This is a genomic window from Pseudomonas sp. FSL R10-1339, from assembly GCF_009600545.1.
Taxonomy (GTDB): Bacteria; Pseudomonadota; Gammaproteobacteria; order Pseudomonadales; family Pseudomonadaceae; genus Aquipseudomonas; species Aquipseudomonas bubulae.
In genome coordinates this window covers 44096-58343 of record NZ_WIVQ01000024.1, presented here as the reverse complement: position 1 = coordinate 58343, position 14248 = coordinate 44096, and the positions used below count along the sequence as shown (strand labels likewise).

The following is a 14248-nucleotide window of genomic DNA, read 5'->3' as shown; positions in this document are numbered from 1 at the left end:
GACCGGGGCTGGCCTGGCAGTGTGCGGGGTGATCCTGCAACACATCGTGCACAACAAGTTCGTTGAGCCAGGCACTTCGGGCGGGCTGGATGCGGCCAGGCTCGGCATCCTGGTATCGCTGGCTGCGGTGCCCGGCGCCGGCACGACAGGGCGCATGCTGTTTGCGCTGGTGTTTTGCTTCGCCTCGGGGTTGATATTTGTCGTGATCATCCGCCGGATCCGATTCAAAAACACGGTGCTGGTGCCGGTCATCGGCCTGATGTATGGCGGCGTGCTGAGCGCCATTGCCGAGTTCTACGCCTACCACCACAACATCATGCAAAGCATGCAGGGCTGGCTGCTGGGCGACTTTTCCAGGGTGGTGCAGGGCAGCTACGAGATCATCTACCTGATCTTGCCGATTGTTGCCCTGGCCTATCTGTATGCCCACCGTTTCACCGTGCTGGGCATGGGTAAGGGCATGGCTACAAGCCTGGGCCTGAACTACTCGTCAAACGTTGCCCTGGGCTTGCTGCTGGTGGCGGTCACGGTATCAGCCACGGTCATCACGGTAGGGGCGATTCCTTTTGTCGGGCTGGTCATTCCCAACCTGGTGGCGCTGCGTTATGGCGACCACCTGGGCCGTACGCTGCCCATCGTTGCCCTGGGCGGCGCGTCAATGCTGCTGGTGTGCGACATCCTCGGACGGCTGCTGATTTACCCGTTTGAAGTGCCCATCGGCTTGATGGCAGGCAGCGTGGGCGGTGTGCTGTTCCTGGCGCTGATCATCTGGAGGCACCGATGAGGCGTCTGCAACCCCGGCATGGGGTATGGGTTCTGGTAGCGGCCCTGGCGCTGACCTTCGTGTTGTTGGGGTCGGGCATGGATTTTGATTATGTAATCCCCAAGCGGATCGCCCGGCTTATGGCCATGGTGATTGGCGGTGTGTGCATCGCCTGGTCGTCGATCACGTTCCAGACCCTCACCGGCAACCGGATACTGACCCCGGCAATCATGGGCTACGAGGCCATTTACCTGCTGTTGCAAGCCTTGCTGGTGCTGTTGCTGGGCACCAGCAGTGCGGTGTTACTGGGCAGTAACGGCAACTTTATGGTGTCTGTGCTGCTGTTGCTTGGCTACTCGTGGCTTATCCATCGTTACCTGCTGCGCAACGGCAAGAGCAACGTGTATTTCCTGCTGTTGGTCGGGCTGGTGCTGACGATGGTGATAGGCACGTTCACCCAGTTTGTCCAGCTCAAGGTCAGCCCCGGCGAGTTTTCGGTTTTGCAGGGTTTCAGCCTGGCTTCGTTCAACCGCGTCCAGCCGCAGCAGTTGCTGATTGCGGGGCTGCTGGTGGGCGCCGTGTGCCTGGTGGGCAGCAGAACCTTGGCAACCCTCGATGTGCTGGCGCTGGGGCGCGACCAGGCCATGTCCCTGGGGGTCGATTACCGGCGCAGCGTGCGCCTGCACCTGGCGCTGATTGCGGCACTGGTGGCGGTCTCAACCAGCCTGCTGGGGCCCACGGCGTTTATGGGCATCTTCGTGGCGAACATCACCTATGCGCTGGCCCGCACCTTCAGGCACCGGGTCACGCTGGCGCTGGGCAGCGTGATTGCCATCGGCATTTTCATCGTTGCGCAACTGCTGGTCGAGCATGTCTTCAACTACAAAACCACCGTCGGCATTCTCGTCAACCTGGTCTGCGGCGGGTATTTCCTGGTGTTGATGGTGCGTACCCGAGGAGCTCCATGATCACTGTTCACGGCATCCATAAAACCTATGGCAGCAAGACCGTACTACGCGGTGTCGACGCGAGTTTCCCGCCCCGGCAACTGACGGCGCTGATCGGCCCCAACGGCGCGGGCAAAACCACGCTGTTGATGATGATAGCGCGGCTGATGGAGCCCACGGCCGGTGAAGTACGCATCGAGGGGCGTGGGGTCGCGGGTATCGCGATTGGCGATTACGCCAGGCGCGTGGCCACTTTGCGCCAGTCACCGGACTTCAACCTGCGCCTTCGGGTGGAGGAACTGGTTGCCTTCGGGCGCTTCCCATACAGCCGTGGTGTGTTGACCGGCGAAGATCAACGGATCATCGACGAGGCCATCGCCTTTCTGTCGCTGCAAGCGCTGCGCCATGCCTACCTCGACGAACTCAGCGGCGGGCAGCGGCAGATGGCCTTTCTGGCCATGACCATCGCCCAGCAAACCGATTGCCTGCTGCTCGATGAGCCGCTGAACAACCTCGATATCAAGCACGCCGTACAGATTATGCGGGCGCTGCGCCGCTTGTGCGACGAACAGGGGCGCACGGTGATTCTGGTGGTGCATGACATCAACTTTGCCGCCAGCTACTGCGATCACTTCGTTGCGATGAAGGCGGGCGCGGTGCATTGCGCCGGCAGCGTTGACGAGGTGATCACCGAAGCGCGGCTGGGCGAACTCTACGGGCTGGACTTCGAGATCACCCACAGCCCGCGCGGTCGCCTGTGCAACTACTTCAACCCCCTGGAAAGAGACGCGAAATGATGATCCACAACAAAGATCGGTTATGGCCGTTGGCCCTGCTGCTCGGCGCGGCCGTGGCAGTGCAGGGCTGCAATGACAAACCGGCAGAGCCCCCACGGGCCGCCACCGCTGTGCAAGCCGTGCAGACGCCTTTTGCGCCGCTTACGGTGCAACACCAGTTGGGCACCACGGTCATTGAACGTGTACCGCAGCGGGTGGTTGCACTGGACATGAATGAAGTCGACTTCCTCGATCAACTGGGTGTCCCCGTGGCGGGCATGCCCAAGGATTTCATCCCGCACTTTCTCGCCCGCTATCGGGATGCACCGGGTGTCGAGGATCTGGGGTCGATTGTGCAGCCCAACCTGGAACGGGTACATGCCGCCAGGCCGGACCTGATCCTGATCACCTCACTGCAGGCCAACCACTATCAAGCCTTGAGCGAGATGGCCGCGACCGTTCATTTCGATGTCGATTATCGTGACAGCGAGACCCGCCATATCGAGGTGATCAGGCAGCACCTGCTGACCCTGGGGCAGATGTTCGCCAAACAGGGGCTCGCGCAGGAAAAAGCCCGGGCACTGGACGCGAAAGTCGAGGAGGCGAGAGGCATCACCCGCGGGCGCCCTGAAAAAGCGCTGGTGGTGCTGCATAACAACGGCGCGTTCAGCTCCTTCGGCGTGCAGTCGCGCTACGGCTTTATTTTCACCGGCCTGGGTGTCAAACCCGCCAGCCCTACGGCAGAGGCGGGGCTGCATGGGCAACCGGTATCCAGCGAATTTATCCAGCAGGCCAACCCCGACATCATCTACATCGTGGACCGTACGGCGGTAATGGAACACCGCCCGGCAATGGCTATCGAGAGCCTGGGCAACCCGTTGCTGCGCCAGACCAACGCCTGGAAAAACGGCCGGGTGATCGTTGTCGATCCCCAGGCCTGGTACGTCACAGGTGCCAGTCCGACCGCCCTGAAACTGGTAATCGACGATGTGATCAAGGGCTATCAGGGCTAACGCCTGAAGGCGGCTGCCAGGCATTTTTCTGGCCATATAACGATTCTCATTAAAACCATTCCTTAGATTCAGATTAACAAAAACCATTCCCTGCCAGTCCAACGGAGTCTTCACGTGAGTCACTGTCATTTTCCTACCCGCATTGCGCCCCCGCGCGCAATTTTTGCCCTGAACCGTACCGCCACGGCGGTACATGCCGTGTTGCTGACGCTGGCCATGACAAGCCTGGCAGCCCATGCCGAGACCATCCCTGACGAGAAAGAACCCGGCGCATCAACGCTGCCTGCCACGATGGTTGAGGGCCATATGGCCACCCCGGCCGACTTGCCGCCCGGTTACGCAGGCGGGCAGGTGGCCTATGGCAGCCGGGTTGGGCTGCTGGGCAACAAGGACTTTATGGAAACCCCGTTCAGTACCATCAGCTATACGGAGCAGTACATTGCCGACCGTCAGGCGCAGAACATCACCCAGGTGATTGCCGCAACTGATCCCTCGGTGTTTAGCAACGGCCTGACCGGGACCTTCAGTGAGAACTACTCCATCCGTGGCTTCGCCAGCAATATCAGCGACGTGATGATGGGCGGGCTGTTTGGGGTGGCCCCGTATTACCGGATTTCACCGGAAATGTATGAGCGTATCGAAGTGCTCAAGGGCCCGTCGGCCTTGCTCAATGGCATGCCGCCGGGAGGCTCGGTCGGAGGGGCGGTCAACCTGGTACCCAAACGGGCCGGCGACGAACCGCTGACACGGCTGACGGGCACCTATATGTCCGATGCGCAGTTCGGTGGCCATCTCGATGTGGGCCGGCGCTTCGGTGAAGACCAGCAATTCGGCGTACGCTTCAACGGTGTGTACCGTGACGGTGACGGCGCAATCAACCACCAGCGGCAGAAAGCCGAGCTCACGTCCCTGGGCCTGGACTGGCGCGGTGAACGCGTGCGGCTGTCTGCCGACCTGTATCAAAGTGAAGACCGTGTGCGCGGGCAGAACCGCGGTATCAACCTGGCTTCCGGTGTGGCCGTGCCCAAACCGCCCAAGGCCGACACTCTGCTCAACCCTGACTGGGCCTATGTGCAAACCACGGACCGGGGGGCCATCGTGCGCGGTGAGTTCGACCTGAGCGACAACCTGATGGCTTATGCGGCGTATGGCATGAGCACAACCCATTACGAGTACAGCGGCACCATGATGGCGACGGTGTTCAACGACGCGGGTGACTTCAAGACCTCCATGGGCCAGTTGAAAATGGACCTGGAGAAAACCTCCGGCGAGGTCGGCCTCAAGGGCAACCTGCACACTGGCGCGATCAAGCATCAATGGACCCTCAATGCCACACACTACGGCGACACTCAAAAGGACTACGGGCGCCGCTCGGTGCCGGGCGCGGACTGGGTCACCAACATCTACCACCCACAGTGGGGGCCAGCTGCGGCCAAGAGCTTCCCGTACATTGCCCATACCAAGAGCCGCCTGACCAGCTATGGCCTGGCCGATACACTGTCGGTTCTCGAAGACCGGGTGCAACTGACCCTGGGTGTACGTCGCCAGCAAGTGCTGACCGACAGCTTCAGCACATCCACCGGCGCACGCACCAACCGCTATGACGAAGGCGCCACCACCCCGGCAGCGGCACTGCTGGTCAAGATCACCGACCAGGTGTCGGTGTATGCCAACTACATCGAAGGCCTGAGCGAGGGCGCGGCGGCACCGATGACGGCGAAAAACTTCGGTGACGTGTTCGCCCCCTACAAGTCCAAGCAGAAGGAAGTAGGCCTCAAGGTAGACCTCGGTGACTTCACCCACACCCTGAGCCTGTATGAAATTACCCGCCCCAGCAGCTACCTGGACCGGGATACCAATATCTTTTCCTTTGGCGGCGAGCAGCGTAACCGAGGGGTCGAGTGGGGCTTTTTCGGCTCGCCGCTGCACGACGTACGCCTGATGGGCGGTGTGGCCCATGTCGACCCGAAAATCACCAAGGCCCAGGGCGGCACCAACGAGGGCAAGACCGCCATTGGCCAGCCCCGGCTGCAGGGCAAGCTGGGTGTGGAATGGGACACCCCGGTCATCGAAGGCCTGACACTGACGGCCAACGCCACCTCGGTGTCCAAGCAATACATCAGCGCCGATAATACCCAGTCGATACCGGGCTACACGGTCTACGACCTGGGCACACGCTACAGCACCCGGGTGGCCAGCCAACCGGTGACGTTGCGTGGGAGTGTGAACAACGTGACCAACAAGGCCTATTGGGGGACGCCGCTGTTGTCCAGCCTGGGCCTGGGTGCGCCGCGTACCTTTGAGTTGTCCGCGACCATTGACTTCTAAAGGCGGGCCGCCAGATATCGAATAAAAAAGCCCGACACGAAGTCGGGCTCTTGGCCATTGGACACTGGAAAGTCAACGGTGCTTATGTTTGTGCTTGTGCTTACCCTTGCCGCCGGAGCTGTGTCTGTCGCCGTCGTCGCCAAGGTTATTGCCCACTGCATCACCTACTGCGCCACCCAGCCCGGCACCAATGGTAGAGCCGGTGGAACCGCCCAGTTGACCGCCGATAAGCGAGCCGCCAGCGCCACCGACGCCGCCACCGATGGCGGCTTCGGTTTTACTGCCTCTGGGTGCACCCACTGCACTACCGGCAGCGGCGCCCACACCTGCACCGATGGCCGCTCCTGAAGAGCCGCCCAGCTGTTGACCGACAATATTGCCCAGTGCGCCGCCAACACCGCCTCCGACCGCGGCAGATCCATCCCCGGCAGCCATTGCTCCCTGCGAAATCACGATGCCCAGCACCAGGGCGGGTAATGTAATACGCATGTCATTCACCTGAATCGAAAGTGATCAAGAGATGTATGCAGGAGAGTAAGAATCCTGCCTGTGCAGAATTTGACGGCTTACCAGGCATAAAGTTCGATAACGGCATAGCGTCCTCTATTTGCAGGAAGCAAATAGATTTTCCGCAGCAAAAGGCTCATTGAGTGATGCCTGAATCAGGCAGGGGCAGCCGCGGCGATGCGGCCGATGCAGGCCCCGACAGCTGAAGGGGCCTGCCAGAAGCGATCAGAATGCCAGACCGACCTTCACGCCGAACTCGTCACGCTTGAGTTTGGTGTTGTCGGCAATCGGCGAATCTTCGTCGATTTTGTACTCCGTACGGGTGTAGTACACGCCTGCATTGATCGGCATATCACCGTTCTGGTTCATCAGCAGCGAAACTTCAGCGTAGGGGTTGGTGCGGTCTTTCATGTCGACGTTGCCGCTGCCGAAGCCGTCGACTTTCAGCCGTGCGCGACCATCCATAGCGTGACGGGCGCCTACTTCTACACGCAGGGTCGAGGTGTCGAACTGGTGGTTGTAACCCAGTGCGGCCTTGGCAAACGGCGATTTGAAGGTCAACGTTGTGTCCAGGTCGTTTATTTCAGGTTCGAAACGGGTCCAGCTGTAACCGCCACCGACGATAACGTCGACGAAGTTGCGGGCATCCAGCGCTGCGCGCCAGCCAAGGTCGAGGTCGGCCTGGGCTTCCTTGAGCTTGTTGTCGTTTTTCTTGCTGTATTTGGCTTCACCACCGATCTGGTAGATGAAACCGGATTCGGCGGTCATCTTGTTGCCAAAGTTGGCGAACACACCGGCCTGACCCATATCCTCCTTGTCGGATTTGCTACCACCTTCGAATTTGAACTTGGTGTAGGAGCCCAGTAAACCGACGGTGAAGAGCGGGTCAGTGCTTGGGGCTGCCATCACTGCCAATGGTGCGCCGAACAGCGCCAGGGCACAGGTGTGACGCAGCAGTTTTGCGGTAAGCATTCGTGAATGTCTCCATGACGTAGATAAAAATGTTTACGGCTATTTAGATATAACGACTCTGATAAGTTCAGAGCGAATCGATAAGAAGCTAAAACCCGCTCCGAATCAAGTTTTGCTGCCCCATGCCCGCCGGGGTCTTTTTTGACCTTGAGCCGTTGTGGCTGCTTACCGCTATTGCAGGTTTGAGGGCTGTAAACCCGTGGCCATAGATCCCGGAGGAGCAAACACATGAAAGAAATAACGCGCCTGTCGCCAATCAGGCGCGTGCTGCTTTAGTGCGTTACCAGCGTGTCCAGCGACTTGTCGACATACCCCTTGGCCAGCTCCACCAGGTGCAGGGTCGACAACACCAGGTCGCGCGCAGGGCCGCTCAGACCATTCCCCGCCTCATTCGCGCAGGCACCCGCACAGCGCAACAAGTCTGACGCCTGGGCCAGGGCCGCTTCTGAATTGACACTGGACGGGATGGCAAACAGGGCCGTGCCCGAAGCGCGAACGGGCCTATGGCCTTGCAGGTAGAAATTGAGCGCACGGTCGGTGGCGGCACGGTCCAGCAACGGGTCGTTACCGTCAGCAGCATCGAGGGGTAAAACGGGTGGGTCGGGGGTGATCTTTTTCATGGCTTAACTCCAAACACGTTAAGGAAGCTGCCACTTTTAGCTACTAAACGAATGGGTGGCAGCCGTGCACAGGTTAGTAGACCGGCGTGTTTGGGAACCGGTGTGCCCGAGGGCACCCTGCGCACGGCCACCATAAAACGCAGGCCGTAAAAAGCGCCTCACGGAGGTGGCGCCTTGCGCCAAACACTAAAACCGGGCTACTAAACCCGACCGCTGATTTTGCAGCGATGGGACGAGACTATTCCCCGATTTTAGGCGGCGCAAGCGAGCAAGATTTTCTAGGATGTTTCATTGGAATGAAAGCGAAACGTCGTACGAAACGGCTGATGTTAAAGGCCCAAAGCCTGCCACGATCCTGTCGCCGCGGCCGGCAACGAAGGCTGCGTTCCTCGGCAGCGGCGACAGGAGATTACGCAGCGCACTCTTGCTTCTAACAGGCTGGTCGACCGCCGCAACAGGCGAATCAGGCCACATCCACCAGCACAATCTCGCTGTCTTCAATCGCGGTGACCCGTAGCAGGGTCTCATCGACAACGGCCACACCATCCCGTGCGCTGGCCCGAAGACCATTAACCTCGATCACCCCGGTGGCAGGCACCAGGTAGGCTCGCCGGCCGCTGTCCAGACGGTACTCGGTGGTTTCCCCGGCCTTAAGGTTCGCCGCTACCAGTCGCGCATCGGCACGAATGCGCAGGCTTTCAGGGTCACCCTCCTTGCCGCTGGCCAGGGTCACAAAACCCTCACGGCCGCCCTTGGGAAAAGGCTTGGCACCCCACGCCGGAGCATCACCCTGCTGGTTGGGTACGATCCAGATCTGGAAGATCCGGGTCGGTGTGGACTCCAGGTTGTATTCGCTATGCGCAATCCCGGTACCGGCGCTCATCACCTGTACATCACCGGCTTCGGTACGACCCTTGTTGCCCAGATTGTCTTCGTGGCTGATAGCACCTTCGCGGACATAAGTGATGATTTCCATGTCGCGGTGCGGGTGTTTCGGGAAGCCGGTGCCGGGGGCGATCACGTCGTCATTCCAGACCCGCAGGTTGCCCCAGTTCATCCGCTGCGGGTCGTAGTATTCGGCAAACGAAAAGTGATGATGGGCGTCCAGCCAGCCGTGGTTTGCTCCGCCCAGCGTATTGAAAGGTCTGAGTTCAAGCATGATGCTTCTCCTGAGAAGGGTGCCAAGGGTTGACCGGTTGGCGATGAGGTGATTCTCCATCAGCAACATATCGATAAAAAGCTGAAAAAATGCGTTAAACCAATCGGTTTACTAGATGCATTAGCAAGCCAGTCAATCGCTATTTACCTTTAGTACAGGCTCTAAACGGCTGATGCCCAAGCAATTAGCTAGAAATCGGCGCGCAATGGGGTGACCATAGCCCCTCCACCCGGACAGCCTCACACCCTGGAGTCAGCGTGCCGCAACACAATCCCGAACTGCCTGAAGACCTTGCCCCCATTACCCAATTGCCCTTGCTCAAGCGCCTTGCCGCGCGTGTGTTTGGCAGTGACTTGAGCCGTTTGCGCGCGCAACATGCGCCGTCCTGGCTGCAGGGCCAGGCAGACGGGTTCCGCAGCGGGCACAGTGCCGGGGTGGATTACGGTTTCAAGGAGGGGCATGCCGAAGGGCTCGAAGAGGGTCGCCAGGTGCTGTTTATCAGCGATATGCGCCCGCAGGAGCTGCGTGCTCCCGGGATCGACGAGAATCTGTTCGATGACTGGCGCCTGCCGCTGGGCCCGGAACTGAAAAAGCTGATCAAGGCCGACGTGGCTGCCAACCTGCCCGAGCATGCCCAGCCCAGTGCCGCACAGTGGAAGATGATCTTCAGTGATACCCCGTCGACCTCGGTGGTTGCAGGCGCCGGAGCCGGCAAGTCGACCTCGCTGGTGTTGCGCATTCTGCTACTGACCCATTACCTGGGCTTTGAACTCGATTCGATGACCGTGGTGACCTTTACCCGGGAGTCGCGCAAGGACTTTATCAAGAAGCTGCAGGAAATCTTCGCCTTGTGGGGGCGCAATCTGTCGCTCAAGGTAGCCCGGGATGTGGTGCGTACCTTTCACTCGCGGATTTTGCCCATGGTGCGCAGCTTGCCCGGCTATAGCCAGTTACAGGCCTTCGAGACCCTGAATAGCCGCAGCCTGCTCAACGACGACGAGATCGACAGCAACCCGTTTGACCTGCGGATCAACGATGCCCAGCGTCAGCAACTGAATGCCTGTTATCACGGGCTATATAACCGCGATGAGCGCTTCCGTCAGACCCTGGCACCACTGCGACTGCATGCCTTGCAGCTCAAGGAGCTGGAGCGCTACCATCCTGATGTGCAAAAACGCATGGCGGTGACCGAACTGGCCGCCAGGCGCGACGAAGAACTCTGCGACACCCTGGAAGACCTCTGGTTTGCCGCCGGCGCCTGGCCGATCAAAGGCATTGAGCCCAACCGCGAAACCATCGAGATCAATGGCGCGCAGTTCCATTGCCACGGCTATATTGCCGAGCTGGATGCCTGGGTGGTACTGGGCTTCGATCCCCGTGAAAACCCGCAGATCTGCCGCCCCGGGGCCAAGCTCAGCGTGCGCGCCGAGTGGGCAGTCAAGCGCACCCTGTTTCAAGCTTTTTGCAGCAAGCCATTGATATGGCTGGAAAACTACGAGTCTGCAAAGCGTGTTGTCAGTGCCCTCGCCGGGGATGCCAGCGCAGGCCCCGGCTTTGATTACAAGCTCAAAGGTGAGTTGGGCTCGGCGCCTTTGCTCGACAGTTTTGTCGCCGCCGCCAGTTTTATTGAAAACCTGGGGCTGGACGTGGCCGCCGCAGTGGGCGATATGCGCTTTGCCAAGGATGATCCAGACCGTTTCTTTTTTGAGGCCTTGAGCCTGTTCTGGCGGGCGCTGGAAGACCACCTGCTGGCACAGACCCCGCCGGTGATGACCTATAACCGCATGTTCTCCCTGTTTGGCGAGAACACCCCGCAGAACTTCAAGCTGCTCAGCCATGAGCAACTGCGGCCGTTGTCGCATTTGATGATTGATGAGTTTCAGGATGTCTCACCACAGATCGTGTCCTGGCTACGCGCCAGCTTGCGCGAGATCCGCAGCCGTGGCCCGGCCATGCATGTAGGCCGTGGAGCCCAGCGTTCATCGTTGTTGTGTGTGGGCGATGACTGGCAATCGATCTACGGCTGGCGGGGCAGTTCGCCCAAATACTTCATGGAGTTCAACAAGGAATTTCCGTCACCTGCCACCACCCGGGTGATGCTCAGTGACAACTTTCGCAGCCATCAACACATCATCGATGCCGCCGAACATATCGTGCGTGCCGCGCCGTCCATTGCCGGCAAGCGGGCCAAGGCCAGCGGTGAGCCCAAGGTGGCAGTCCCGGTCAATGTGCTGCATCGCGATGACCAGGGGTTGGCCGCGCAGTTGATCGAGCATTACAACGCCGGGGACAGTATCTTGATGTTGTTTCGAAAAAGCAGCGATAAGTTTCTGATAGAAAAGGATATTCAATCAGTAGTTAATGTTGATTCGAGGTTGGCGCCGGAAGATCGCAGGCTCAAGCAGCTGACCTATCACAGCTCCAAGGGCTTGCAGGCGGATGCTGTTTTCCTGCTGGGGGATTGTCAGCATCTGACAACCTCACCTTATAAGAACCAGGTTTACCGCATGGCCGGTCTGGGTAAGGAGGGTGACCCCGAGCCGTATGACAATGCCCAGAAAGATGAAATCCTGCGTCTGGCCTATGTCGGTATTACCCGGGCAGTGAAGCATTGTTACTGGTATGTGGAAAACCAGGATGCCCAGGGTCCGAATATCCCCAGGGCCTCGGACCGTGTGTCCCAGGGCAAGGCGTTCTTTCAGGACTTGCGACTCACTGACAATAATTGAAGGAATACCTTTTGATTGATCTTCTGCTTGCCAAAAACAACAGTCTGCGCGTATTCGCCTTGTCAGCCCTGGCCCTGTGGACGGCCGGATGCAGTACCGGGGAGCCCGAGCTGCACAAGCCCTCCGAGTTGCCGCCTGCGCCCGAAATAGCCTCGGGTTTGCGTACCGATATGGCCCCGGTACACGCCACCCGGCATATGGCTGCTGCAGCCAACCCGCTGGCCACTGAGGCGGGGCAGAAAATACTGCGCAAGGGCGGCTCGGCAATCGATGCAGCAATCGCCATGCAAGCCGTACTTGCACTGGTTGAACCCCAGTCCAGTGGCCTCGGCGGCGGTGCGTTTATTCTGTACTGGGACGGCAAGCGGGTGCAGGCCTATGATGGCCGCGAAACTGCTCCGGCAGGTGCCACCCCGGGGATGTTCATGGGGGCAGAAGGTCAACCGATGCCTTTCTCCGAGGCCCAGATAGGCGGACGTTCAGTCGGCGTGCCCGGGGTGCTCAGGGCGCTGGAAATGGCCCATCAGCAGCATGGCAAACTGCCCTGGAGTGATCTGTTCCTACCGGCAATCAAACTGGCCAGCGAAGGTTTTCCTGTTTCCCAGCGCTTGCATACGCAAATCGCCGCCGACAGGTTTATCGCCGGCTCGGCGGAAATGGCCCGGTATTTCCTTACACCTCAAGGGCAAGCGTTGCCGGTTGGCACCTTGCTGAAAAACCCGGAACTTGCACGCACCTTGCAAAAAATTGCCAGCCGTGGCGCCGATGGGTTTTACCAGGGGGCCGTCGCGCAGGCGATGGTCGACAACGTTCGATCCCACCCTCGTGCCGGGACCCTGTCCCTGGCGGATATCAGTGGTTACCAGGCCAGGGAGCGCACACCGGTGTGTGCGGACTACAAGCAGTGGCAAGTCTGCGGTATGCCACCACCGTCTTCGGGCGGTGTCGCGGTGTTGCAGACCCTGGGGATTCTTGAGGCCCTGCAAGATAAATCCCCGGCCCTCGATCTCGCCAGCATGCCCCCCGTACCGAGCAGCTCCGGTGCAGGTCTTGAGCCTTCGCCTTCAGCGGTACACCTGATCGCAGAAGCCGAGCGCCTGGCTTACGCTGACAGGGCACAGTACCTGGCGGACAGCGACTTCGTACCAGTCAATGTGAAAGGGCTGACGGATAAAGCCTATTTCAGGACGCGGGCCGCTCTGATCGGTGACAAGAGCATGGGCCGTGCCGAGGCCGGTGTTCCGGCAGGCATTAACCTTGCCCTGGCTCCTGATCGCTCGCCACTGCGCATTTCGACCTCCCACATATCCGCTGTCGATGACCAGGGCGGGGCGATCGCCATGACCACTTCGGTTGAGGCTGCGTTTGGTTCACACGTAATGACCCAGGGTTTTATCCTTAACAATCAGCTCACCGACTTCTCGTTTATTCCCGAAGAAAACGGCAAGCCGGTGGCCAACCGCATCGAGCCGGGCAAGCGCCCGCGCTCTTCAATGGCCCCGACCCTGGTGTTCGAACGCAAAAGTGGCGAATTGGTCGCAACTATTGGTTCACCGGGTGGCTCGCAAATCATCGAGTACGTCAACAAGTCGGTAGTTGGCCTGCTGGACTGGAAGCTGAACCCCCAGGACGCAATCAGCCTGCCCAACTTTGGCAGCCGCAATGTGGACACTGAGCTTGAGGCTGGCCGGTTCAGCCCGGCGCTGGTGCAACAGTTGCAAGACCGCGGGCACAAGGTGGCGCTGATCGAAATGACCAGTGGCACGCAGATTATTGTGCGCGCCCGGGACGGTTGGACTGGCGGTGCCGATCCGCGTCGTGAAGGCACTGCCTTGGGGGATTGATGTCTGCAGCATCGCTTCGCTCCTCAGCTGCAGGAAAACTGTAACTGTGGGAGCGAGCCTGCTCGCGAAGGTCGTTCGCGAGCAGGCTCGCTCCCACAATAGGGCTTGACCTGTAGCAGAGTATCTACAGCAAACTCAGGCCTGCGCCTGCCACGTCATGGGCGGCACAAAACTCTCGAGTTCGTCTTCTACGCATTGAATGAGGCGCCCCACTTGACCGGGGGTCATCACCGCCGAGCAGGGGATACCGGCGACGGTAATCACGGTTTCACCACTGGCACGGTCAAACAAACGGGCGACCATGCTGCCTGGTGCGTCCATGGTTGCCTCGAAGCCCATCGGGTGGAAGTGCCAGCGCATCAGTTGGCAGGCATTGGGGAAGGTGACTTTGTTGATGTTGTCCATGGGGTACATAGAGCAATTCCTTTAGCTCAAGATAAGGGGCGGTTGTTTCTGACCGCATAGGTTTTCAAGTATTTCGTGATCAAACCTAACACTCGGGAGAGTTGCTGCTAAGCCTTATTTTTCCCGCAACCCGGTTGTTTGCCCGTACTTTGATGTGAATCATGCACTTAGGTTATTTATCCGCA

General features: G+C 59.6%; 12 protein-coding genes. 7 read left to right on the top strand and 5 right to left on the bottom strand.

The window, feature by feature from the left end; translation table 11 throughout:
* The 5 genes from GHO03_RS10115 to GHO03_RS10095 form a co-directional block, all read left to right on the top strand.
* A partial coding sequence (locus GHO03_RS10115; protein ID WP_153399740.1) for an ABC transporter permease occupies positions 1-784 on the top strand: 784 nt, incomplete at its 5' end.
* Positions 781-1731 carry an iron chelate uptake ABC transporter family permease subunit gene (locus GHO03_RS10110; RefSeq protein WP_153380318.1) on the top strand — a complete coding sequence of 317 codons (951 nt, stop codon included), beginning with the start codon at positions 781-783 and terminating at the stop codon, positions 1729-1731. The genes GHO03_RS10115 and GHO03_RS10110, both read left to right, overlap by 4 nt.
* Positions 1728-2507, top strand: a complete 780-nt coding sequence (locus GHO03_RS10105) for an ABC transporter ATP-binding protein (protein ID WP_138737953.1) — start codon at positions 1728-1730, stop codon at positions 2505-2507. The genes GHO03_RS10110 and GHO03_RS10105 overlap by 4 nt, the downstream gene beginning before the upstream one ends.
* Positions 2504-3499 (top strand): siderophore ABC transporter substrate-binding protein, encoded by a 996-nt coding sequence (locus GHO03_RS10100; protein WP_138737954.1) that lies wholly within the window; start codon positions 2504-2506, stop codon positions 3497-3499. The genes GHO03_RS10105 and GHO03_RS10100 overlap by 4 nt, the downstream gene beginning before the upstream one ends.
* Positions 3500-3613: 114 nt before the next feature.
* Positions 3614-5827: a TonB-dependent receptor gene (locus GHO03_RS10095; RefSeq protein WP_372241725.1), complete on the top strand. Its 2214-nt coding sequence runs from the start codon at positions 3614-3616 to the stop codon at positions 5825-5827.
* Between the two features lie 72 nt (positions 5828-5899).
* On the opposite strand, the gene GHO03_RS10090 is transcribed toward GHO03_RS10095, so the two are convergent.
* From GHO03_RS10090 to GHO03_RS10075, 4 genes are all read right to left on the bottom strand, one after another.
* Positions 5900-6316 (bottom strand): hypothetical protein, encoded by a 417-nt coding sequence (locus GHO03_RS10090; RefSeq protein ID WP_153399735.1) that lies wholly within the window; start codon positions 6314-6316, stop codon positions 5900-5902.
* Positions 6317-6559: 243 nt separating this feature from the next.
* Complete coding sequence (locus GHO03_RS10085) at positions 6560-7306, bottom strand: outer membrane beta-barrel protein (RefSeq protein WP_095000140.1); 747 nt, start codon at positions 7304-7306, stop codon at positions 6560-6562.
* Positions 7307-7578: 272 nt separating this feature from the next.
* A complete protein-coding gene (locus GHO03_RS10080) occupies positions 7579-7926 on the bottom strand; it encodes a DUF6124 family protein (RefSeq protein ID WP_095023364.1) in 348 nt (115 codons plus the stop codon).
* Between the two features lie 463 nt (positions 7927-8389).
* Positions 8390-9085 carry a pirin family protein gene (locus tag GHO03_RS10075; RefSeq protein WP_133145177.1) on the bottom strand — a complete coding sequence of 232 codons (696 nt, stop codon included), beginning with the start codon at positions 9083-9085 and terminating at the stop codon, positions 8390-8392.
* Between the two features lie 257 nt (positions 9086-9342).
* Between GHO03_RS10075 and GHO03_RS10070 the strand changes: the two genes are divergently transcribed.
* Positions 9343-11814, top strand: a complete 2472-nt coding sequence (locus tag GHO03_RS10070; protein ID WP_372241724.1) for a UvrD-helicase domain-containing protein — start codon at positions 9343-9345, stop codon at positions 11812-11814.
* 68 nt (positions 11815-11882) lie between these two features.
* Positions 11883-13658, top strand: coding sequence for a gamma-glutamyltransferase (gene ggt / locus GHO03_RS10065; protein ID WP_256666464.1), 1776 nt, complete (start codon positions 11883-11885; stop codon positions 13656-13658).
* A gap of 135 nt (positions 13659-13793) precedes the next feature.
* Here the strand turns inward: ggt and GHO03_RS10060 are convergent, their stop codons facing one another.
* Positions 13794-14072, bottom strand: a complete 279-nt coding sequence (locus tag GHO03_RS10060; protein WP_095023367.1) for a DUF1652 domain-containing protein — start codon at positions 14070-14072, stop codon at positions 13794-13796.
* Positions 14073-14248 lie beyond the last annotated feature (176 nt).

Coding starts and splice junctions, on each gene's coding strand:
- GHO03_RS10100 (WP_138737954.1), top strand. CDS start 2,504: ATGATGATCCACAACAAAGATCGGTTATGGCCGTTGGCCCTGCTGCTC.
- GHO03_RS10075 (WP_133145177.1), bottom strand. CDS start 9,085: ATGCTTGAACTCAGACCTTTCAATACGCTGGGCGGAGCAAACCACGGC.
- GHO03_RS10085 (WP_095000140.1), bottom strand. CDS start 7,306: ATGCTTACCGCAAAACTGCTGCGTCACACCTGTGCCCTGGCGCTGTTC.
- GHO03_RS10060 (WP_095023367.1), bottom strand. CDS start 14,072: ATGTACCCCATGGACAACATCAACAAAGTCACCTTCCCCAATGCCTGC.
- GHO03_RS10090 (WP_153399735.1), bottom strand. CDS start 6,316: ATGCGTATTACATTACCCGCCCTGGTGCTGGGCATCGTGATTTCGCAG.
- GHO03_RS10105 (WP_138737953.1), top strand. CDS start 1,728: ATGATCACTGTTCACGGCATCCATAAAACCTATGGCAGCAAGACCGTA.
- GHO03_RS10080 (WP_095023364.1), bottom strand. CDS start 7,926: ATGAAAAAGATCACCCCCGACCCACCCGTTTTACCCCTCGATGCTGCT.
- GHO03_RS10110 (WP_153380318.1), top strand. CDS start 781: ATGAGGCGTCTGCAACCCCGGCATGGGGTATGGGTTCTGGTAGCGGCC.